The organism is Ruegeria sp. AD11(2025) (assembly GCF_056542405.1).
Window position 1 is genome coordinate 1 of record NZ_JBQFZU010000022.1, and the last position, 21,459, is coordinate 21,459.

Here is a 21,459-nt window from a genome sequence, read left to right on the forward strand (position 1 = left end):
CCATCATCGTCAGCAAGTGCGAAAGCGGCAACGCCAAGATGCCGGTGATCACCATGGATCCGGTCGTGATCCGCGACCGGTTCATGAAGGCCGTGGCCGGCTGATGGGCACAGGCGCAATCCATTCGGCTGAGGATGCTCGCCGCCTTGCCCAGCGGCGGCTCCCTTGGATGGTGTTTGATTATATCGATGGCGCCGCCGGGCAGGAGGCCGGAGCGGCTCGCAACCGTGCGGCCCTGAATGCCATCACCCTACGTCCCCGCATCCTGCGCGACGTCAGCCGGCGGTCTTTGGCGGTACAGGTTTTCGGTGCCGACGCCGACCGCCCCTTTGGCATCGCACCCATGGGTATGTGCAATCTGGCCGCTCCAGGTGCCGACCTGATGCTGGCGCGGCTGGCGGCGCGCTACCGTGTACCTCATGGCGTCTCAACCGTTGCCTCCACCCCGCTTGAAACCATCCTGGAGGCGGCACAAGGATATGCTTGGTTCCAGCTTTACTTCAGCGGCGACGGCAGCGGCACTTTCAAGCTGGCCAAACGCGCCAAGGCTGCCGGATACCAAACCCTTGTGCTGACAGTCGATGTTCCCGAAGTCGGCCGTCGGCCGCGTGAGCTGCGCCACGGGTTCACAATGCCCTTCCGAATCGGCCCCAGGCAGTTTTTCGACTTTGCCATGCATCCCGGCTGGTCGCTTAAGACGCTTTTTGCAGGCAGGCCGGAAATGGCGAATTTCAAGATGGAGGGTTATGACTTCGACCGCGCCGAGAGCCGAGCCCGAGCCACATGGGACACACTGGCCCGGCTGCGGGATCTCTGGCCTGGAAAACTGGTGGTGAAAGGGGTGCTGGACAGCGAGGACGCCCGCGCGTTGATGTCTGCAGGCGTTGATGCCATTCAAGTTTCAAGCCACGGTGCGCGGCAGCTGGAAGCAGCCCCCGCGCCGATAGAAGTGCTCTCAAATATTCGCTCAGACCTGGGGTCGGGTTTTCCCCTCTTCTACGACAGCGGGATACGGTCAGGAGAAGACGTTCTTAAGGCCCTATCACTTGGGGCCAACTTTGTCTTTGTTGGAAGGATACTGCAGTTTGCTATCGCAGCTGCCGGAGAGGCAGGTTTGGAGCAAATGTGGGATGTTCTTAGCCAAGAGTTGAGTATTGCCATGGCCCAAACCGGACAGATTATGCCGAATTGTGACAATTCTCTTTAGTAACGCAAGCGCGACTTTGTGGGACATTGAACCCAAACGCTCTACCACCATGCAGTCGCGATGGGCGTCAAACGTGTGGTTCTTGCCAGTTCGAACTGGGTCCACGGGGACAAGCGTTTCACCATGGATGAGTTAAACAGCGACACGCCTCTGGGGCCGGTGAACGCCTACGGCATGTCAAAGTTGTTTTGCAAACGGACCGGCACTTACTTCGCGCAGCATCATGGGCTTTCGGTTATCTGCCTGCGCATCGGCTGGACCCAATGGACCCATGACAACAAGCCTGGACCTCATATGGCGATGGGTCGTTGGGGGCAGGAGATGTGGCTGAGCGATCGGGATTTTCTAAACGGCATGCGTGCAGCGATAGACACCAAAGACGTCGCGTTTGCGGCCTTAAATCTTATGTCAGACAACCCCGGCATGTGTTGGGATAACACCGAAACAAAAAGAAAAATCGGATACGATCCGCAAGACGGAAGCCCTGCAAAAATGACACCCACCATCGCAGTTAGAACCTCAGTCAAAAGGCTTTTCTCATTTCGCATCGTTAAGTATCTTGAGAGACGCTTTCCGCATTGGTGATGGTCGCGACTTGCAATACTCGATGCGCCCTGACGTTCGAGGCAGCTCAAGAGCTATTGTAGCCCTCAAAACAGAGAGATTTGCAGTTCATAGACTTCCTGCAACTTGAACAGTCCGGCCAAAAACCGGTGGATCGCCACGAGTAATAACCACGTCGTCGTCTCGAGGGCCGAGGAACCTTTGTTTTACAGAGTGTTATTGTGTGGAAATTGTGTGCTAAACGGACCTCAGCCACCAAATACGTCTTGCAGCATTGATTTGATTGAGGGATTCTCCAAATCCACCTCGCCCTACCATCATAATACCTACACCTCGTTCTAATTTGAGCGTCGGAGCAGTCGCCACTCAGTCAATTGCCTTTTCTTCATCCAAAGCTGCCCACCTTCAACGAATGCCCCCATCTTTTCGAGTTCGTTGCCCCGAATACGCTTCTCATCAATTGCCGCAAAACTGATCTCAAGTACTTTCTGCAGATCGTACAGCGATTGATCAGGGTCTCCTTTTAGGTTGTAAGTTACACAACGGTCGCGACTGCTTAGAATTGCCATCCGACCAACTAACACTCAGGCTTTTCCGACACTGTTGCATCGGGCCAGAGCCGTCCGAGCGGAACACCTGGGCCAAGAAGAGATTGCTCTGAAGGCAAATCTCCCGCACTCTCCAATTGACGAGAGGGGGCGCGCGGCAAATGGGCAATATCAAAGAGGAAACGCTCGATCCTGACGATTGGGAGGCAGCCCGCGCGCTCGCGCATATCGTGGTGGATGAGGCCATCGATCATTTGGAGCAGGTGCGCGAGCGTCCCGTTTGGCGCCCAATGCCCGACGACGTTCGCTCTCGTCTCAAGGCTGGCTTGCCAGACGCCCCTTGCCCTTTGGAACAGGTCTATAGCGACTATCTTGCGCTCGTGCGTGCCTATCCTATGGGAAATATCCATCCCCGTTTCTGGGGGTGGTACATGGGAGCCAGCAACTTCACAGGAGCATTGGGTGATTTCCTTGCCGCTGTGGAGGGAAGCAATCTCGGAGGTGGTAACACCGGTGCGGCGCAGGTCGAGCAGCAGGTTGTCGATTGGTTGAAGGAAATCGCTGGCTTTCCTGAAAATGCCAGTGGAACCCTGACCAGCGGCGGGTCCATGGCGAACCTCGTTGCGCATACGGTCATCCGGAACCTCGCTGCCGGCTATGATGTGCGCGCGGAAGGCATCGCCGCCATGGAAAAGCCGCTGCAATTTTATGCTTCTGATCAGGTTCATAGCTGTCATCAAAAGGCCTTCGAAACCCTTGGCCTTGGCGCAAAAGCACTTGTGGAGGTCCCGAGCGATGGCCACCAGCGGATCAGACTCGATGCGCTGGAGGCAGCAATTTCCGAAGACCGCGCGCAGGGATTGCAGCCAGCCTGCGTCATCGGGACGGCGGGCACCACAAACACCGGCGCAATTGATGACCTGACCGCACTTGCCGATCTTTGTGAACGAGAGCGGCTTTGGTTCCATGTGGATGGGTGTATTGGCGGTGTTCTACGTCTTGCCCCAGACCACGCGCATCTTGTGTCCGGCATGGAGAGGGCCGGCTCTGTCGCAATCGATCCACATAAATGGCTACACGCACCTTTTGAGGCTGGAGCCGTTCTGATCAAGGATCCCGAGGCGCATTTCGCAACCTTCGAAATGCATGGTGACTATCTTCAAATCCAGGAACGTGGGATACTCGCAGGTAAGTTCCTTGCCGACTATGGCCTGGAACTCAGTCGTGGTTTCCGAGCGTTGAAAATCTGGATGGCTTTCAAGGAACAGGGTGTCGCCAAGTTCGGACGCCTTATTTCTCAGGACATTGCTTTCGCGCGGTACATGGCGCGTCAGATCGAAGCGCATCCGATTCTGGAACTGGTTGCTCCGGTAGACCTTAACATCGTTTGCTTCCGCTATACGGCGGCGGATGAGGATACGGCCAAGAACCTCAACACCGAGATCATGTTGCGGCTTCAGGAACGCGGCCTTGCTGTCCCATCAGATACGACTGTGCAGGGCAAGCATGGCCTCCGTTGCGCCTTTAACAACCACCGCACAAGGCACGAGGACATTGACGGCTTCTTGCGCGATGTGGTGCGCATCGGCGAAGAGATCGTTGCCGAGAAAGTCCACTAGAGGTCTCTGCAGACCGAGTATGGGTTGCAAGGTCAGCGATTGCATCGGACTCTTCTTTGACGTTGGGGACGATGCAGCCAAAGCCGACTGGCCAGTTCCGCTCCCCAATCCACGGCTTGAGCCCCAGGCGCCGTTCAGATCGCTGCCACCACCACGATAGCACCCCTCGTAGACTGCCCTTGGTACGCAAACTTCGCCCACCCTGAAACTCCCGAGAACGCCCGCACCGTTCCAGCGCCCATTCGTCAGCCCGCCGTTGACAGTGCTTGGGACATGGAAAAGCAAAAAGTCTTCTCAATGAATGTAACGGTGACAGCGTTGCTGATCGGAAGCTCTGCGATCTGATCGTTAATCCGGGATCTCCAGATGAGTGAGTTCAATCTGACCTAAATAACGATGGATACCTTGCCCGCTACTTCCAAGCTGCATCATTTGCCTACAGGGGCAGGTTCGACATGGACCGCGTGACCTCGTGCACCTGGATTTCACCGGACCGATCAATCTCGACAATCAGTTTCAGGGCGTTCGGAAACCGCTCGAAATACGAGAAGCTGATAGCATCGATCAGGTTGATCGCCTGGCATTGTATCCGGTAGTCGGCCTGAAATTCGGTGTGCTGTTCCTGATCTGCTGCCGCGGCGACGTCGGCCTCGGGACCAAGCCCTTCTGCCAGCAGTGTGACATTGGCCGTTGCCGTGAAACAGGCCGCGCCTTCCGGCAGGACAAACAGTTCCAACGGTTTGGACAGATCGGAAATCGCACCGGCGACCATGGCCCGATCCTCGTCGGTTTGCGCCGGGCGCTCAAAGCCGATGATATCCGTAGCAGGCACCGCAAGCGACAAGGATAACTCAGCCTCTGAGACCGCGATATCCAGATGCCCCGTGCCATGTTCGTGCTCAATCCCGGCTTGCGTCTGCGACAGAACGACCGCAGGAACCAAAGTCAGGGCGAGAGCTGCGCATCTCATAAACAGGCACCATCTACCAGGGAATCACGGGTTTTATCTTAGTATTTTTCAAAAGCGGCGCAATCTAGGCTCGGGGCCAGCGGCCCCGCCAAATATGGGGAGGGCAAAGATCAGCTAATCTGAGTATAAAACTCAGGTTGACATAACTGACTAAATAACTCAGCTTTTGCGCCATATGCGTCGCACAGGCGGCGTCTGTGAAATTGTACCAGACAGGAAAGTGTCACCCCCATGACCCGATTTTTTGCTGCCACCAGCGCCCTGACCCTTAGCATCGCGTCCGCAGCCGTTGCAGCCGACGCACCGTCGAAAGCTGATGTTCTGACCACCTACGCGAACATTGCCGAAGCCAAATATGATGACAGCCTGATCGCGGCCAAAGCCCTGCATGAGGCCGTGAACGCCCTGATCGCCGAACCAACCGATGCTACCCTGAACGCGGCACGGGCCGCTTGGGTTGCCGCGCGCGTACCCTATCAGCAGACCGAGGTTTACCGTTTTGGCAACGCCATCGTTGACGACTGGGAGGGTAAGGTGAACGCATGGCCGCTGGATGAAGGCCTGATTGACTATGTCGACGCCAATTACGGCGGCCCGACCGATGAAAACGAGTTCGCCGCGTTGAACGTGATCGCCAACGCCAGCTTTGAGCTGTCAGGCGCGACCATCGACGCCAGCGAAATCACCCCCGAGCTCCTGGCCGAAACCCTGCACGAAGCCGACGGGATCGAGGCAAACGTTGCCACCGGCTACCATGCCATCGAATTCCTGCTTTGGGGGCAGGACATGAACGGCCACGGTGCCGGTGCGGGCAACCGCCCGTATACCGATTATGCCCAGGGGGACGACTGCACCGGCGGCAATTGCGACCGTCGTGCTCAATACCTGAGCGCCGCGACAGAGTTGCTGATCAGCGATCTGGAATGGATGGCAGACCAGTGGAAAGAAGGCGGCGAAGCACGCGCTGCCCTTTCTGCAGATGAAACCGCAGGCGTGAGTGCCATCCTGACCGGAATGGGCTCGCTCTCTTATGGTGAGCAGGCAGGTGAGAGGATGCGTCTGGGCCTGATGCTGAACGATCCCGAGGAAGAGCATGATTGCTTCTCGGACAACACCCATAACAGCCACTACTATGATGGGCTGGGCATTCAGAACGTCTATCTGGGCAGTTACACCCGCATCGACGGCACCCCGGTTTCCGGCGCATCGCTGTCGGAACTGGTGATCGCCTCCGATCCGTCGCTGGACGCCGAGATGAAGGTCAAGCTGGCCAACACCATGCAGGCGCTGGGTCGTCTGAAATCGACCGCCGAAGCCGGTTTCGCCTACGATCAGATGCTGGAACGCGGCAATGAAGGCGGTGAGCTGCTGATCATGGGCGGCGTTGAAGGTCTGGTCGATCAGACCAAGACCATCGAGCGCATCGTAAATGTGTTGGAACTGGATCAAATCGATTTTGAAGGTTCGGAAAGCCTGGATAACCCGGACGCGGTTTTCCATTGAACTTATCCCTGGCAGGAAGCATGGGCGAATTCATGCTTCCGGTTACTCTGATCACGCAAGTTTGTGTCTGGACGTGAAGAATATAACTTACTAAAACCGTAAGAAACCTATCGAGCTTTGAATCGCCATGATCGTTTGCCACTGCACCAACATCACTGACCACGAAATCCGCGCAGCGATTGACTGGATGCGGGCGTCAGACGCTCAGGCAATTATTACCCCCGGAAAGGTGTATCACGCCCTCGGTAAATCCGCGGATTGTGGCGGCTGCATGCCGCTTTTTCTAGACACCATGCGATCGAACGATAATCTGGAAGTACCCATGCAACTCCGCGCGTTACGCACCGGGGCCAAACCGAAGGATCCAGATGAAGGGCAACGCCAACGTCATAGAATACTTAAACAAATCTCTGCGGCATGAGTCGTCGACCGTCAGCCAGGAATGGCTGCACAACCGCCTGTAAGAGGATTGGGGCCTGGGTCATGTGGCTAAGAAGTGCCGCGAAGAGTCCATTGAGGAAATGGAGTACGCGGACAAGTTGATCGAACGGATCATTTTTCTGGAAGGCCACCCCAACCTGCAGAAACTTGACCCGCTGAGAATCGGTGGGACCCCCAGAGAGACACTGGATTGCGACGTCGCCGCGGAACTAGACGTTCGTGCCCTATATGCCGAGGCACGCGAGTTCTGCCACGAGGTGTGCGACTACGTCTCTATGTCGCTGTTCGAGGGATTGCTCAAGGATGAAGAAGGACATATCGACTTCCTCGAAACACAGCTCGACCTGTACGAAAGGATTGGCAAAGCCAATTATGCGCGACTTAATGCATCGAAAAAGGACGATAGCGAATAGCTTCGCCGTCCTGTCGGTAGCCGCGCTTGCGGCCACCCAGCCCCGCGCAGCCGAACTGCAGGATCTTCACCTCAATTTCGAACCCAGAACCGAGGATGAGCGCACCCGGATCGCCAATGTCATCGTGGCACCCACTGATTTCAGCGCGCCACAACGGTTCGAGGACCTGCCCGCCGGGGCCGCCACCGTCCGCGCGCGCACCGATGCGGATGCGTTCTCGCAACCTTCCGGCAACCTGAGTTTTGAGCAGGAGCTGGACTTCAAGGTCGGCAACGGGTTGTTCAAGAAAATCTGGGTATCTTCGCCCGCGTCGACCCTGGCGTCGGACGGGCTGGGGCCGCTGTACAACGCGCGCTCATGCCAGCGCTGCCACATCAAGGACGGGCGCGGCCACACGCCCGCCGGGCCTGGCGACAATGCGACCTCCATGTTCCTGCGCGTCTCGATCCCGGGCGGCGATGCCTACGAAGAGATTGAGGACTTTATCGCCACGCAGCCCGACCCTAACTATGGTGGTCAGATGCAGGACCTGGCCTTGCCCGGCCACGCGGCGGAGTACCGACTGGACATTACCTATGATGAGGTCCCCGTAAACCTTTCCGGTGGTGAAACCGTCACCCTGCGCAAGCCGATCTATCAGGCGACGGATTTGGGATACGGTCCACTGCACCCCGAGGCCATGATCAGCCCGCGCGTGGCACCACAGATGATCGGTCTGGGTCTGCTCGAGGCGATCCCGGTCGAGGACTTGCTGGCCAACGCCGATCCCGATGACGCCGACGGGGACGGCATCTCCGGACGCCCGAACATCGTCTGGTCCAAGGAATTTGATGTGCCTATGCTGGGCCGGTTCGGACTCAAAGCGGGTATGCCGACGATCATGGAGCAATCGGCAGCGGCCTTTTCCGGCGATATCGGTATATCTAGTCCGCTCTACCCTGCGGGTCATGGCGATTGCACCGATGCCCAGGTGCATTGCGTGAGCGCCCCGCATGGCGATGGGGACACCCGCGTGTTTGAAGTCGATCAAATCGGCATGGATTTGGTGGCCTTCTACAGCCGAAATCTTGGCGTCCCGGAACGGCGAAATGTGGATGATCCGAAGGTGTTGCGCGGAAAAGAAGTGTTTTACGACACCGGTTGCACGTCCTGCCACACACCTGCCTTTGTCACCCATCGCATGGAAGACCGGCCCGAACACAGTTTTCAGCTGATCTGGCCCTATTCCGACCTGCTGTTGCATGACATGGGCGAAGGGCTGGCCGATGACCGCCCCGAGGCCCGCGCCACCGGGCGCGAGTGGCGCACACCACCGTTGTGGGGGATTGGGTTGACCCGAACGGTTTCCGGCCACACTCAGTTCCTGCACGACGGACGCGCGCAAACATTGCTCGAGGCCATCCTGTGGCACGGAGGCGAAGCTCAGGCCGCCCGCGATACGGTTGTGGCAATGCCCAAGCCCGACCGTGATGCTCTGATCCGTTTCCTCGAAAGCCTCTGACTAATGCGGTTCCTAGCTTTTGCCCTTGCCCTGACGCTGCCCTTCCCGTCGCTGGCGCAGGATCGCGGTCCGATCCTGAACGCAACAGTCGAAGAACATATTCTGCCCGGCTTCGCAGCGCTTTCCGGCGCAACCGGAGCTCTGGCGCAAGTGGCGCAGGCCAATTGCACCGCAACGTCGCCCGAATTGCGCGCGGCCTATCACACCGCCTTTGACGACTGGATTTCGGTCAGCCACATGCGATTTGGCCCCTCGGAAATCGGTGACCGGGCCTTTGCGCTGGCCTTCTGGCCTGACACCAAAGGCTTCACGCCCAAGGCCCTGTCCGGTCTGATCGCCATCGAAGACGACGCCGTCAAAACCCCCGCGACCTTTGCGGAAACCTCGATCGCCGGACGGGGGTTCTTTGCGTTGGAACAGATGCTTTTCGATCCCCGCTTTTCAGATCAGGGCAGCGACGCTTATCGCTGCGCGCTGATTCAGGCCATAGCCACCGATATCGACCTGAACGCCCGCGCAATGGATGAAGATTGGGCAAACTTCGCAAACGCTCTGACACAACCGGGCGAAAACAGCCCCTACCGATCCGGCGATGAAGCGATGCAAGATCTCTACAAGGCGCTGGTCACCGGTCTGGAATTCACCGGCGACACCCGGCTTGGCCGCCCGATGGGCACATTCGACCGCCCCCGCCCCAACCGGGCCGAGGCGCGTCGCTCTGAACGATCCCTGCGCCATGTGGAACTGTCCCTGATTGCGCTGCGTGATTTGGCCGCGCACCTGTCGGCAGATCACCCCGATATCACGGCTGATCTGGATAGCGCATTCGACAAAGCCATCACCCGCGCGCAGTCGCTGGATGATCCGACCCTTGCACGCGTGGCTGATCCGCAGGGCCGGTTCCGGGTCGAGGCGCTGTGGCAGTCGATCAACGACATCCGCGAGATCGCCTCGTCCGATCTTGGTCCGACGCTGGGCATCACCGCCGGATTCAATTCGCTGGACGGGGACTGACCCATGCCAAGCCGCCGACATTTTCTGGCCGGACTGGCCGCAAGCAGCCTGGCCCCTCTGCGCGGCTGGGCTTCGGTCGGAGCACCGGATTATCTGGCCGCCGCATTATTTCCGGATGGAAGCTACCGTCTGGCCGGTTGGACTACGGGCGGGGATGTCCTGTTCTCTCTTCCCCTGCCCGCGCGCGGCCATGCGGCTGCGGCCCATCCTTACCGCGCGCAAGCAGTGGCCTTTGCGCGCCGCCCCGGCACCTTCGCGCTGGTCATTGATTGCGCCACAGGCACCGAACTCACACGGCTAACCGCCCCAGAAGGCCGCCATTTCTTTGGTCACGGCGTTTTCTCACCCGATGGTACGCAGCTATTCACAACCGAGAACAACTACGAGGCCGGAGAGGGCGTGATCGGCATTTGGGACACCTCCGGTTATAGACGTCTGGGTGAGTTCCCCTCGGGCGGCGTTGGCCCGCATGACATGCGGCTGATGCCCGACGGGGAGACCTTGGTCATCGCCAATGGCGGCATCGAAACCCACCCCGAAACCGGTCGCACCAAACTGAACCTGCCGACCATGCAACCGCGCCTGTCTTATCTGGACCTGAACGGTACGGTTCTGGAACAGGTGGAACTGTCGCAGAACCTGCACAAGAATTCGATCCGGCATCTGGCCGTGCGCCAAGACGGGCTGGTGGCGTTCGCGATGCAATGGCAGGGGGACAAGGCACAACATCCGCCGTTACTGGGCCTGCACCGTCGCGGCCAAGCACCGCGCCTGTTGTCGGCCCCTGACGCCAAGCAAAGCACATTGCAAGGCTATGCCGGCAGCATCGCCTTTTCCGGTGACGGAGAGGCCGTTGCCATCACCTGTCCCCGTGGCAGCGCCCTACACCGGTTCAACGTGGCAAGCGTCGAACTAACCGGCGCCTTCCCGCTGGAGGACGTCTGCGGCTTGGGCCCCGGACCCAAAGGTTTTGTCTTCACCACCGGCACCGGAATCGTCGGCGAGCTGACCTCTGGGGTCCAAATCTCCGCCCGCCCGGACTGCCAATGGGACAATCATCTGATCCCAATTCGCCCGACCGCCTAAATTCGGCAAAGCCCGTCACATAGATTACACTTGGACGAATCGAACTGCTGCCGTATTGGCGGGCGCAAAACTGGCACTCCCACGTTAAGGACCGACTTGATTGAAACAGACGCCCGACGCACCGCATTCCATCTACGGGGTTGAAAAATGGGGCAAGGGCCTCATCGAGGTGACGGAGGATGGCGAGATCGGTCTGCGCAATCCAATGGCACCTGAAGCGGCGGCGATCAGCCTGCCCGGTATCCTGCACGACCTGAACGAACGTGGCATCAAGGCGCCGATGCTTTTGCGCATCAGCTCGTATCTGGAAAACGAGATCGCCCATATCAACGAAAGCTTTCGTGATGCCATCGCCCGAACCGGGTACAAGGGCACCTATCGCGGTGTGTTTCCGATCAAGGTGAACCAACAGGCGCAGGTGGTCGACCGGATTGTCGAGTTTGGCAAGAAATACCAATACGGGCTGGAAGCCGGATCCAAACCGGAATTGGTGATCGCCCTCGCCCATCGCCTGTCGCGCGAGGCCCTGATCGTCTGCAACGGCGTCAAGGATGCCGAGTTCATCCAGCTGGCGATCCTCAGCCGCAAGATCGGCTTCAACACGGTCATCGTGCTGGAAAGCCCGAAAGAGGCCGACACGGTGATCGGGGTCTATAACGAGCTGGGCATCGAACCTTTGCTAGGCGTGCGGGTCAAGCTGACCAACCAGATCAGCGGCAAGTGGGAGGAAAGCTCGGGCGACCGCTCGGCCTTTGGCATGAATACCGACCAACTGGTCGCAACCGTGGACAAGCTTAAGGATGCTGGCCTGCTTCATTGCCTCAAACTGCAGCACTCGCACCTTGGATCGCAGGTGCAGGACGTCAACGATGTTCGCCGTGCCGTGGGTGAGGCCTGCCGGTACTACACCGAACTGACGCGGGAAGGCGTGCCGCTGACCCATCTGGATCTCGGCGGCGGTATGGGCGTCGACTATACGGGCGAGAAAAAGGCAGCCGAAAACTCGATCAACTACACGGTCGAGGAATATTGCGCCAACGTGGTAGAAACCGTCGCGTACGCGATGGACGAGGCCGACGTTGGGCACCCGACGCTTGTCACCGAAAGCGGACGCGCGGTGGTGGCCACATCCTCGATGCTGGTTTTCAACGTGCTGGAAAGCACGCTCTATGACGCGGCAACCGCCCCGGATGTCGAGACCGACGATCACCATATCCTTTCGGACCTGGCGGCAGTGCAGGGTTACCTGTCCTGCGACCGGCTTCAGGAATGCTGGAACGACGCCAATTTCTATCGCAACGAACTGCGCGCCCTGTTCCGCCGCGGCTATGTCGACCTGCGCCAGATGGCTCGGGGCGAGCGCATCTATCTGTCCCTGATGGCCCGGATCAAGGCTTTGGCGGCCAGCGACGAGATGGAAACCGATGTGGACGACCAGCTTGAGAAGGTCGCCGATATCTATCACTGCAACTTTTCGCTGTTCCAATCCCTGCCCGATGTCTGGGCAATCGACCAGCTTCACCCGATCGTGCCGCTGCAAAACCTGAACCAGACGCCGGACCGCCGCGCGGTGCTGTCCGACATCACCTGCGACAGCGACGGCAAGATCGACCGGTTCATCCTGGCAGATGGCGTTTCACCCAGCTTGCCGGTGCACTCCCTGCCCGAGGAAGGCGAGTATTTCATGGGTGTCTTCTTCGTCGGCGCTTATCAGGAGACATTGGGCGATCTGCACAACCTGTTCGGGGATACCAACGTCGTCACCATCGACCTGCGTGCCGATGGCGGTTTCGACCTGCTGCACGAACAGGAAGGCGACACGATTTCCGAGGTCTTGTCGTATGTCGAGTTTGACCCGCAAGATTGCGTCGCCGCCTTCCGCAAAATGGTGGACGAGGCGATCTCGACGGATACTCTGAAAGCCAAGGACCGCAAAACCCTGATGAGCGCTTATCGCGACTCGATCAACGGCTACACCTATTACGAATAACCCCTTGAGAGGAGATTACCCCATGGGAAAAACACTGGTTGTCGGCGCGGGCGGCGTATCCCACGCCGCTGTGCACAAGATGGCGATGAATTCGGACATCTTCACCGAGATCACTCTGGCCAGCCGAACCAAGTCGAAATGCGACGCCATCGCTAAAGCAGTGAAAGAGCGCGTGGGCGTCGATATCGCAACCGCCGAACTGGACGCCTACAAGGTCGAGGATACGGTCAAGCTGATCAAAGAGACCGGTGCGGAGATCCTCGTGAACCTCGCCCTGCCCTATCAGGATCTGGTGCTTATGGATGCGTGCCTTGAGGCCGGCATTCACTACCTCGACACCGCGAATTATGAGCCCGAGGATGAGGCCAAGTTCGAATACCACTGGCAATGGGCCTATCAGGAACGGTTCAAAGAGGCTGGTCTGACCGCCATCCTCGGCTCGGGCTTTGATCCGGGTGTGACCAGCGTGTTTGCGAAATGGCTGAAGAAACACAAGCTGGAAACGATCCGCCAGATTGACGTGCTGGACGCAAATGGCGGCTCGAACGATCAGGAGTTTGCGACCAACTTCAACCCGGAGATCAATCTGCGCGAAGTGCTGGCCGAAGTGCGCCACTGGGAAGGTGGCGAATGGAAACACTCCCCCGCCATGACCCATAAGGTCGAGTTCGACTTCCCCGCCATCGGCCCCAAGAACATGTACCTGATGTATCACGAGGAACTGGAGAGCCTCAGCACCCACTTCCCCGAGATCGAACGCGCCCGTTTCTGGATGACCTTCGGCGACGCCTATATCACCCACGCCAAGGTTCTGGAAAATGTCGGCATGACCCGCATCGACCCGGTGATGCATGACGGCAAGGAAATCATCCCGATCCAGTTCCTGAAAACCCTGCTGCCCGACCCCGGCGATCTGGGTGCGGAAACCAAGGGCAAAGCCTGCATCGGTGACATCGCCACGGGTCAGGCCAAGGACGGCTCGGGCGAGAAGACCTATTACATCTACAACATCTGCGACCACGAAGAGTGCTATCGTGAGGTCGGCTCACAGGCCGTCAGTTACACCACCGGCGTCCCCGCCATGATCGGTGCAGCCCAAGTCCTGAAGGGCAACTGGACCGAGCCTGGCGTTTGGAACATGGAACAGCTCGACCCCGATGACTTCATGGACATGCTGAATACCCATGGGCTCCCATGGCAGGTCCACGAACTCGACGGCCCGGTCGATTTCTGATCCGCCCAGCTTCATCTGGCCCCAAATACCTCGGGGGTCCGGGGGCAAAGCCCCCGGCCTCTTCACTCGACGGAGACGCCGATTATGGCAGATATGATGACCACACAGGCCGGGGATGCCGGAGCCTTCCGCAATTTCGACCTCAGCCGCGTGCCCACTCCCTGTTTCGTGGTCGATGAAAAGGCCGTCGAACGCAACCTGACAATTCTCGCCGATATCGGCAACCGATCCGGCGCGCATGTGCTGAGTGCGCTCAAGGCGTTTTCCATGTTCTCGCTGGCCCGGCTGGTCCGCCAGCACCTCGACGGCACCTGCGCTAGCGGCATCTACGAGGCGCGTCTGGGCCGTGAGGAGTACGGCGGCGAGGTCGCAACTTTTTGCGCCGGGTACAAGGACGCCGACATGGACGAAATCCTGTCGCTGTCCGACCACATCATTTTTAACACTCCGGCACAAAAGAACCGGTTCCTCGCCAAGGCTCAGGCCGCCGGTGTCCAGGTCGGCCTACGCATCAATCCGGAACATTCCGAGGGCGAGGTCGCGAAATACGACCCGTGCGCTCCCGGCTCGCGTCTGGGCATGCCGGTCAGCCAACTGACCGCCGAGACCTTGATCGGAGTTGACGGTCTGCACATGCATACACTCTGCGAACAGGGGTTCGAACCGCTGCAGCGCACATGGGCCGCAGTGGAACCCAAACTTGCGCCCTATATCGGCCAGCTGAAATGGCTGAATTTCGGCGGAGGCCACCACATCACCCGCGATGACTATGACCGCGACGGGTTGGTCGCTTTCATCAAGGGCATCCGTGAATCATATGGCATCGATATCTATCTGGAACCCGGTGAGGCCGTGGCGCTGGATGCCGGAATTCTGGTCGGAGAAATCCTCGATCTGCCCACCAATGGCATGACCCTCGCGATCACCGATATCTCGGCCACATGCCACATGCCCGACGTGATCGAGGCCCCCTATCGCCCCGCGCTGATGGACGAGGCGGATGCCGGTCACACTTATCGTCTGGGTGGACCATCCTGTCTGGCTGGTGACGTGATCGGCGATTACACGTGGGACAGGCCGCTGGATATCGGGCAGCGCTTTGCCTTCCTCGATCAGGCGCATTACTCGATGGTCAAGACCAACACGTTCAACGGCGTTCCGCTTCCTACAATTGCCCTGTGGAACAGCGAAACGGACGAATTGAAGATCATCAAACAGTTCGGCTATGACGACTTTAGGGACCGACTCTCATGAGCATTTTCCTCGACAGTGAACTGGCTGCGTCCGAGCGTACTGAAGACGCAAAATTCCGTGTTATCCCGGTGCCGCTGGAACGCACGGTGTCCTACGGCTCGGGCACGGCCAAAGGCCCCGAAGCCATCCTTGAGGCGAGCAACGAGTTGGAACGCATCACCGGCCATGCCGAGCCCTGTGTCGAAGGCATATTTACCGAAGAGCCCGTGGATTGTGACGCGTCGCTGTCCGAAATCATGGAGCGCCTCGCCCAGCGCACCGAGGCCGCCATCCGCGCGGGCAAGGTGCCGGTCACTTTGGGCGGTGAGCATTCGCTCAGCTACGGCGCGGTCATGGGGGTGGCCCGCGCTCTGAACCAGCCGATCGGCATCGTTCAGATCGACGCCCACGCCGACCTGCGCGATGCCTATCAGGGTGAAAAACACTCTCACGCTTCGGTCATGCATCTGCTGGTCGAGGAAGGTGTCCGTTTGGCGCAATTCGGCGTCCGCGCCTTTTCCACCGAAGAGGCCAAAAGCCGCCTGAAGAACCACGTCTTCCATGTGGATGCCGAGGAACTGGTCACCGGCAACATCCACGCCGTTGACCTGCCCGAGGATTTTCCCGCGCTGGTCTATGTCAGCTTTGACGTTGATGGTCTGGACCCATCCCAGATGCCCGCCACAGGAACACCGGTCCCCGGCGGGCTGGGTTATTATCAGGCGCTGCGGCTGGTCGAACACGCCCTGAAGGGCCGCAAATGCGTAGGCTTCGACGTGGTCGAGCTGGCCCCGGATGGCAATGCCGCCTGGGATTTCACTGCAGCTCAGATCGTCTATCGGCTGATGGCCGCCTGTTAATCCTCGGCGGTCTCATTTAGTTCCATGTGACCCTCACCCTTGTCCAAGATTCGGCGCAGCATGGGCTCGAAGAACTCCAGCGGTTTGGTCGGGTAATCCGGGTCGAATGCCTTTTGATCGTATTCGTGGCAGAAATAGCGGCAGTCCTCCCAATAGGGGCTGTCGCGGTACTTGTCGCGGGCGTTGCGGTCACCGCCAAGGTGGTGGTTGTAGTAGTAGCCCTGGAACACGCAGTGATGCTTGAGAATCCAGTAGGTCTTCTCGCTGACATAGGGCTTCATCATCGCCGCCGACAGCTCACCATGATTATAGGGCGACAGGATATCGCCAGTGTCATGGATCAGGGCCGCAACCACCAGTTCCTCATCCGCTCCGTCTTCATAGGCACGGGTCGCGGCCTGCAGACTGTGCTGATAACGGTTGACCGGATAGGGCGTCCAGTCTTCGTCCAACGAGCGGATCGCATCCAGAATCCGGTCAGGCAGGGCGGCGTTGAAGCTCTCTTCATACTCCATAACGGCGTCCCAGTCGGCCTTTGTGGCCTCTTCAAAACTGGTCCAGGTGGGTTTGTGGCTTTTGTCCAGCATGGCGCGGTCCTTTGGCTAATCGGTTGGCATCAGAATAACTCGTATCTGATACTCAAAAAAATAAATTGATTTTATCAGACCGATGAAAAAATACTTTCGATATGCAACTCAAGGCGATCGAGACCTTTCTATGCGTGGCCGAGACCGGTGGATTTCACGCCGCGGCCCGCAAGCTGAACGTAACCCAGACGGCCGTCAGCGCCCGCATTCGGCTTATCGAAGAGGAAACCGGCAAGCCGCTTTTCACGCGCGGCGCCGGTGGCACTAGTCTGACCGATTTCGGGCGACAGTTCCGGCCCTATGCGGAACAGATGCTGTCGCTGTGGTCCTTTGCCTCTAATGACCTGCCCGCGCAAACGCAGAACCGGGTGGCTCTGCGCCTTGGAGCGCAGCTGAGCATCTGGGACCCGTTACTGGTTGATTTGGCCGTGCGGTTCGAAAAGCGCGTTGGGCATCTGTTGCTGACGCTGAACTATGATCACGACCTGAATATGATAGACGCGGTCGCCACCCAGGTTCTGGACGCAGCGCTGACCCACGAACAGCCCACTGACCCGCGAATTCAGGCGCACGAGTTGAACCCCGAACATCTGATGCTGGTTGAAACCCCGGCCACGGGCGATCCGGTCTTTATCAATCTAGAACTGGGCGAGGTGTATCAGGATCACGTACGCGCAGCAGCTCGTCAAGCGGCGGGGCAAACCGTGTTTCTGGGCAATTGCCTGATGGCCTTGCGCTATGTCCTGCGGCGGGGCGGGACCGGTTATTTCCCGGAATATGTCATAAGGGATCACCTGTCGGCAGGTGAGTTGATCCCGGTAACCGGAGCCATCGACCTGATGCTGCCGCTGTACCTAGTGACCCGCCACGACAGCGCCACTTGCGAGGACATCCTGAACTGTCTAACCGATCTACGCGCTACGAACTAACCCCGGGACAGCACGCCCGGCGCATCCTTGTAACGTCTGCGCATCAAAGGTCGCCCCGCGATCAGCAGGAACAGGCTCGAGATAGCTATACCAATGACCGCCGGCAAATACAGCAAGCCCCACAGGTTCGGATCGTCAATCACAACGGGCGAAACAAAGCCACGCACGCCTTCAAGCAGGACCAGAATGGTAAAAGCGCCCAAAATCTGTGGCCACAGTCCAAAACGTGAAAAACTGCCCAGCATCAGCGTTGCGTACCCGGCCAGCGCAACTGCAATACAGATGGCAATCCAGGAAAACCGCTGGTGCAATTCGTCGATTAGCTCACCTTTGGTGAACTCTTCTGCCGCGCTAATGGTATCTCGGTCCTGTAAAAGCTCGATCGTTGGAATGGCTTCAAGGCTGCGCTTGGCCATATTGGTGGAATTGGTCAGCTGGGAAATATCGTACGAGGCGTCTTCAAACAGGGTCGAGGACAAGGTCAGCCCCTGCTGATCCAGACGCAGTGCAATCCCGTCCAGCATCACAAGGTGAATGCCGGTATCGTTGTTGACCAGATACGCCGTCTTTGATGAGTAGCTGACCGGGTTCAGCGGATCACGCCGGTCCGAGACAAACACTTCGGACAAGGTGCCGTCCAGATCGATCTTGCCGATATAGACCGTGACACCGTAGGCGGGGTGCAGAAATTCGCCCTCGTTCAGCAACTGCGCCGTGACGTCGCCGGCAACCTCGGCCTGACGCTGTTCAAGCTGCTCGACCGAGGCCGGGCGTAGAAAAACGCTGATGACGGCCATCATCAACCCGGCCACCAGACCAAACAGAAAGACAGCCCGCGCCAGACGCCAAGGGCTTGAGCCGGTGGCCAACATCACCGTCATCTCGCTTTCGCGGCTGAGACGGTTGGTGGCATAGACAGCGGCGGCGAACACTGCCATTGGCATCACCGTCCGGATCAGCGTCGGCAAGGTCAAGGCGGTAAATTCCAAAAAAACCATGGCCGATTGCCCGCCGCTGATCACGCGATCAAACAGGCTGACGGATCGGGTGATCCAAAATACACCGACCAGAACCAGGGTGAAAAAGCCGAACAGAATCAGCAATTGCCGCAGGAAGTATCCATCAAAGCGCGACATGTATCCTCATCCGCGTGTTCGTAATGGGCAGGACCTTATGCCATTCCGGTGGCAGAGGAAACCGGGATTGGCCGGATCGCGCCAACCGATATTACCCCTTAAGCGTTTCCGCAGCCCGTTGCACGGAACCGGGCAGTTTTCTCTACTGGTGCGCTCAACGCCTGGGATTTTGCGGAAACGTCCTTTCGTGTCAGAATTTGGGGATTACGCAGAATGGAGTTTTTATATGGCACTGCTTTTTCCCACCGCACTTACAATTCCGAGAAGAAAAAAATCACTCTCAAACCAGCGGTAAAAACGAGATACGTCAACATTGCGAAAAAGAACGCGGATGGCAGCATTCGCAAGGGCAGCATTGTCAAAAGGCGAAATGGCTAGGCCTTGTGGTTTAACAAGGCAGAGACAAGGCGGGCCTGATCTATGTTTACGGCTTCAACACCAGCCAGAAGGACATGCTGGATCGTTTGGAGAAAACAGAATCCGGCGTCAGGCCCAATGCCTACTATGGCGCGGTCATTGCGTTTGACTGGCCCAGCGATGGATCACTTCACACCTATGACCGGGATCGGGACGACGCCAAAACAGTCGAACCCCATTTTAAGGACCTCTCTCTGACAATCGATGGTCAGGACGCGAATACAATGCCCTCACGGCATGACACAAGCGTCGGGGATCTGGCATTGCCGGCCCGAGGAACAAGGTGGCCAGCCTCTTTGTGGTGAAAATTTCTGAGTTTAAGTTTTTCATTACCAGGGCGGTACTGATTAACACAGATTCCAGACGCACTACGCAATGCCCCCTGCCCCTGCAGGCAATGCTATTTCCATGGGACTGGTGGAATGGCAGGGGTGGCAGAGTTCGAACCCGCGATCTACGGTTTTGGAGTTTGCGGGAATTATCTACCGCTGGATATCTGCCCGCACCTAACAGTATGAAATTGCGGGATTTAGCTTTCTGTGACTAGTCGAGGGCATACCTGTCCAACGCACAAAAAAGATCAAATTCTGTCTGAGCGAAAGCAAACCAGAGGTCCTGAAGTCCGAGGATAAGGGTTACGAAGTCCGCGACAAAGTTGTACGCGGGCTGGTCCTGAGAATTGGCAAGCGCAGCAAATATTTCTGAGAAGTAGCTATTCCGCGCGGTCAGCGCCGCCATCGTTAAAACCTTGGCACGTTCCCGGATATCAGCGTGAAGGAAGCCCGCAAGGCGGCTGAGGAAGGCAAAGCACAAACTCGTACCGTGCGCTCCGACAACAGCACCAAAACCATTTCAGAATCGTTCGGCGCCTATAATTCAGCGCGAGAGGACGAGTTGCGGGATTGGCATGACATACAATCTGTTTGGGATGTTTGGGCAAAGTACCGCATTGGCGCCTTCGGGCGACCGAGCTTTCTTTCCATCACGGTCAGGACTTCCAGTCTCACGTCAGCAAAAAGTCGTCGCCGATCCGGGGTCGGTGCTGTGGTCAGTTAGCTGCGCCCATTCTGGGCGTGGTGTGCTGAAAAGCAATCATTGGGAAAGGCTCAAGGTTGGTGCAGAAGCGAGGAATCGAGACCGGGTTCCATCCGCCGATGAAGGGGCTGAGATTTACGCGACCGATTGCGAATGCCCTTGGCTGTCCATTTGTTGCAACGCGTAAGACGCCATCAGTCTATTGGTAGTCCGTCTGTCCATTCACGGGCACATTCGCAGCCGGACATTCCCCCTCGGCCATGCCGCAATAGCCAACTATTGGCGCACCAGCTTGAGCCTCCTCCGATTTGGAGCCGCCGACAAAACACTGCGCTCAGCAGATTTGCTTGGTGTCGCCAAGTAGAACTCAGTGGCCCCCCCGGTCCTATAAACTGGTGCGTAATCAGGTTTCAAGTAAACTGTCACCTTGGTTCGAACTGAAGGTGAGACCGGCGTTGAATTCATGCGCCGTTTTGATCGAACGGGCGCGCAAGTAGGAAAGAGAATTGGGGCGAGTGTGACCCTGTTCCGGGGTGCCAAGTGAGTTTGACTGCGCGTGTTTGGGGTGCGACGCGCCGAACTCATACCCCCTCGTTGAAATCGCAAACCCCTATAAGGCGCGCCGCTCGAAACTGATGCCAGAGCTACTTGTTCCAATTGCGACGCTTAGATTAAAAATGCAGCGTTGCACCAGCATTCAAAACCCGCAATTCGATCAATTTTCAGAGAACTACAGCGTTCGTGGGGCGACATGCCGAACTAACTAACCCCCTCTAATCCAGTTTGAAAAACCAGAACGTTCTAAAATAAAGACATGCCGCCCACGTTGCCAAGATCGCATTGTGTCTAAATTGTGTCCACGGTTCATTGTGAAACTCACCGTTCGCATCCCGGAAACAGCTCGATTCGCTAGAATCCAAGTCCCTACGGGAAACCCCCAATATCGGGCTTTGCGTAAACTGGGTATTTTAGAATCATAAATACCACACACCCCCTTGAGAAAAAGATAGGGGCTGGCTTTGCCCCCTCGTCCAGCCCCTTTTTTTTCTGAGACCATCCCTACAATTTTCCGGCTAAGGACAGTATTGCGCATTATCCAATCTTAAGTCGCCGCCCAATGATCTTAGGTTCGCGCGTTGTACCGTCTCAAATTCAAGTCGCCGGTTACGCCC

17 protein-coding genes and 3 pseudogenes are annotated in these 21,459 nt (G+C 57.9%); 17 read left to right on the forward strand and 3 right to left on the reverse strand.

Features of this window, described 5'->3' with window-relative positions:
- From ACR1XY_RS17955 to ACR1XY_RS17970, 4 genes and pseudogenes are all read left to right on the forward strand, one after another.
- Positions 1 to 104, forward strand: a pseudogene (locus ACR1XY_RS17955) (sulfopyruvate decarboxylase subunit beta); the annotation flags it as partial.
- Positions 104 to 1,207: an alpha-hydroxy acid oxidase gene (locus tag ACR1XY_RS17960; protein ID WP_480595295.1), complete on the forward strand. Its 1,104-nt coding sequence runs from the start codon at positions 104 to 106 to the stop codon at positions 1,205 to 1,207. The pseudogene ACR1XY_RS17955 and the gene ACR1XY_RS17960, both read left to right, overlap by 1 nt.
- Positions 1,208 to 1,249: 42 nt before the next feature.
- Positions 1,250 to 1,792 (forward strand): annotated as a pseudogene (locus tag ACR1XY_RS17965) (NAD-dependent epimerase/dehydratase family protein); the annotation flags it as partial.
- Between the two features lie 688 nt (positions 1,793 to 2,480).
- Positions 2,481 to 3,938 (forward strand): pyridoxal phosphate-dependent decarboxylase family protein, encoded by a 1,458-nt coding sequence (locus ACR1XY_RS17970; RefSeq protein ID WP_480595296.1) that lies wholly within the window; start codon positions 2,481 to 2,483, stop codon positions 3,936 to 3,938.
- Positions 3,939 to 4,374: 436 nt separating this feature from the next.
- Here ACR1XY_RS17970 and ACR1XY_RS17975 read toward each other — a convergent pair whose 3' ends face one another.
- A complete protein-coding gene (locus ACR1XY_RS17975) occupies positions 4,375 to 4,908 on the reverse strand; it encodes a ZrgA family zinc uptake protein (RefSeq protein WP_480595297.1) in 534 nt (177 codons plus the stop codon).
- Between the two features lie 231 nt (positions 4,909 to 5,139).
- Between ACR1XY_RS17975 and ACR1XY_RS17980 the strand changes: the two genes are divergently transcribed.
- The 10 genes and pseudogenes from ACR1XY_RS17980 to speB all read left to right on the forward strand — a co-directional run bounded on the left by ACR1XY_RS17980 (position 5,140) and on the right by speB (position 16,183).
- Entirely contained in the window at positions 5,140 to 6,411 is a 1,272-nt protein-coding gene (locus tag ACR1XY_RS17980) for an imelysin family protein (RefSeq protein ID WP_480595298.1), read from the forward strand.
- A 127-nt stretch (positions 6,412 to 6,538) separates the two neighbouring features.
- Positions 6,539 to 6,832, forward strand: a complete 294-nt coding sequence (locus ACR1XY_RS17985; RefSeq protein ID WP_480595299.1) for a (2Fe-2S)-binding protein — start codon at positions 6,539 to 6,541, stop codon at positions 6,830 to 6,832.
- A pseudogene (gene bfr, locus ACR1XY_RS17990) lies at positions 6,780 to 7,265 on the forward strand (bacterioferritin). Before ACR1XY_RS17985 ends, bfr begins: the two are co-directional and overlap by 53 nt.
- Complete coding sequence (locus tag ACR1XY_RS17995; RefSeq protein WP_480595300.1) at positions 7,237 to 8,766, forward strand: di-heme oxidoreductase family protein; 1,530 nt, start codon at positions 7,237 to 7,239, stop codon at positions 8,764 to 8,766. The pseudogene bfr and the gene ACR1XY_RS17995 overlap by 29 nt, the downstream one beginning before the upstream one ends.
- Positions 8,767 to 8,769: 3 nt before the next feature.
- A complete protein-coding gene (locus ACR1XY_RS18000; protein WP_480595301.1) occupies positions 8,770 to 9,780 on the forward strand; it encodes an imelysin family protein in 1,011 nt (336 codons plus the stop codon).
- Positions 9,781 to 9,783: 3 nt separating this feature from the next.
- Positions 9,784 to 10,866 carry a DUF1513 domain-containing protein gene (locus tag ACR1XY_RS18005; protein ID WP_480595302.1) on the forward strand — a complete coding sequence of 361 codons (1,083 nt, stop codon included), beginning with the start codon at positions 9,784 to 9,786 and terminating at the stop codon, positions 10,864 to 10,866.
- 100 nt (positions 10,867 to 10,966) lie between these two features.
- Positions 10,967 to 12,856: a biosynthetic arginine decarboxylase gene (gene speA / locus ACR1XY_RS18010; RefSeq protein ID WP_480595303.1), complete on the forward strand. Its 1,890-nt coding sequence runs from the start codon at positions 10,967 to 10,969 to the stop codon at positions 12,854 to 12,856.
- A 22-nt stretch (positions 12,857 to 12,878) separates the two neighbouring features.
- Complete coding sequence (locus ACR1XY_RS18015) at positions 12,879 to 14,090, forward strand: saccharopine dehydrogenase family protein (protein WP_480595304.1); 1,212 nt, start codon at positions 12,879 to 12,881, stop codon at positions 14,088 to 14,090.
- A gap of 84 nt (positions 14,091 to 14,174) precedes the next feature.
- On the forward strand, positions 14,175 to 15,344 hold the full coding sequence (gene nspC / locus ACR1XY_RS18020; RefSeq protein WP_480595305.1) for a carboxynorspermidine decarboxylase: 1,170 nt from the start codon (positions 14,175 to 14,177) through the stop codon (positions 15,342 to 15,344).
- Positions 15,341 to 16,183, forward strand: a complete 843-nt coding sequence (speB, locus tag ACR1XY_RS18025) for an agmatinase (protein ID WP_480595306.1) — start codon at positions 15,341 to 15,343, stop codon at positions 16,181 to 16,183. The genes nspC and speB overlap by 4 nt, the downstream gene beginning before the upstream one ends.
- Here the strand turns inward: speB and ACR1XY_RS18030 are convergent.
- Positions 16,180 to 16,770 carry an HD domain-containing protein gene (locus ACR1XY_RS18030; RefSeq protein WP_480595307.1) on the reverse strand — a complete coding sequence of 197 codons (591 nt, stop codon included), beginning with the start codon at positions 16,768 to 16,770 and terminating at the stop codon, positions 16,180 to 16,182. The two genes, speB and ACR1XY_RS18030, sit on opposite strands and share 4 nt — an antisense overlap.
- A 101-nt stretch (positions 16,771 to 16,871) precedes the next feature.
- On the opposite strand from ACR1XY_RS18030, the gene ACR1XY_RS18035 reads away from it, so the two are divergent.
- Positions 16,872 to 17,699 carry a LysR family transcriptional regulator gene (locus tag ACR1XY_RS18035; protein WP_480595308.1) on the forward strand — a complete coding sequence of 276 codons (828 nt, stop codon included), beginning with the start codon at positions 16,872 to 16,874 and terminating at the stop codon, positions 17,697 to 17,699.
- On the opposite strand, the gene lptF is transcribed toward ACR1XY_RS18035, so the two are convergent.
- Positions 17,696 to 18,835 (reverse strand): LPS export ABC transporter permease LptF, encoded by a 1,140-nt coding sequence (lptF, locus tag ACR1XY_RS18040; protein ID WP_480595309.1) that lies wholly within the window; start codon positions 18,833 to 18,835, stop codon positions 17,696 to 17,698. The two genes, ACR1XY_RS18035 and lptF, sit on opposite strands and share 4 nt — an antisense overlap.
- A gap of 413 nt (positions 18,836 to 19,248) precedes the next feature.
- Between lptF and ACR1XY_RS18045 the strand changes: the two genes are divergently transcribed.
- Entirely contained in the window at positions 19,249 to 19,557 is a 309-nt protein-coding gene (locus ACR1XY_RS18045; protein ID WP_480595355.1) for an alpha/beta hydrolase, read from the forward strand.
- Positions 19,558 to 20,023: 466 nt separating this feature from the next.
- Positions 20,024 to 20,308 (forward strand): hypothetical protein, encoded by a 285-nt coding sequence (locus tag ACR1XY_RS18050; protein WP_480595310.1) that lies wholly within the window; start codon positions 20,024 to 20,026, stop codon positions 20,306 to 20,308.
- The last annotated feature ends 1,151 nt before the right edge of the window (positions 20,309 to 21,459 follow it).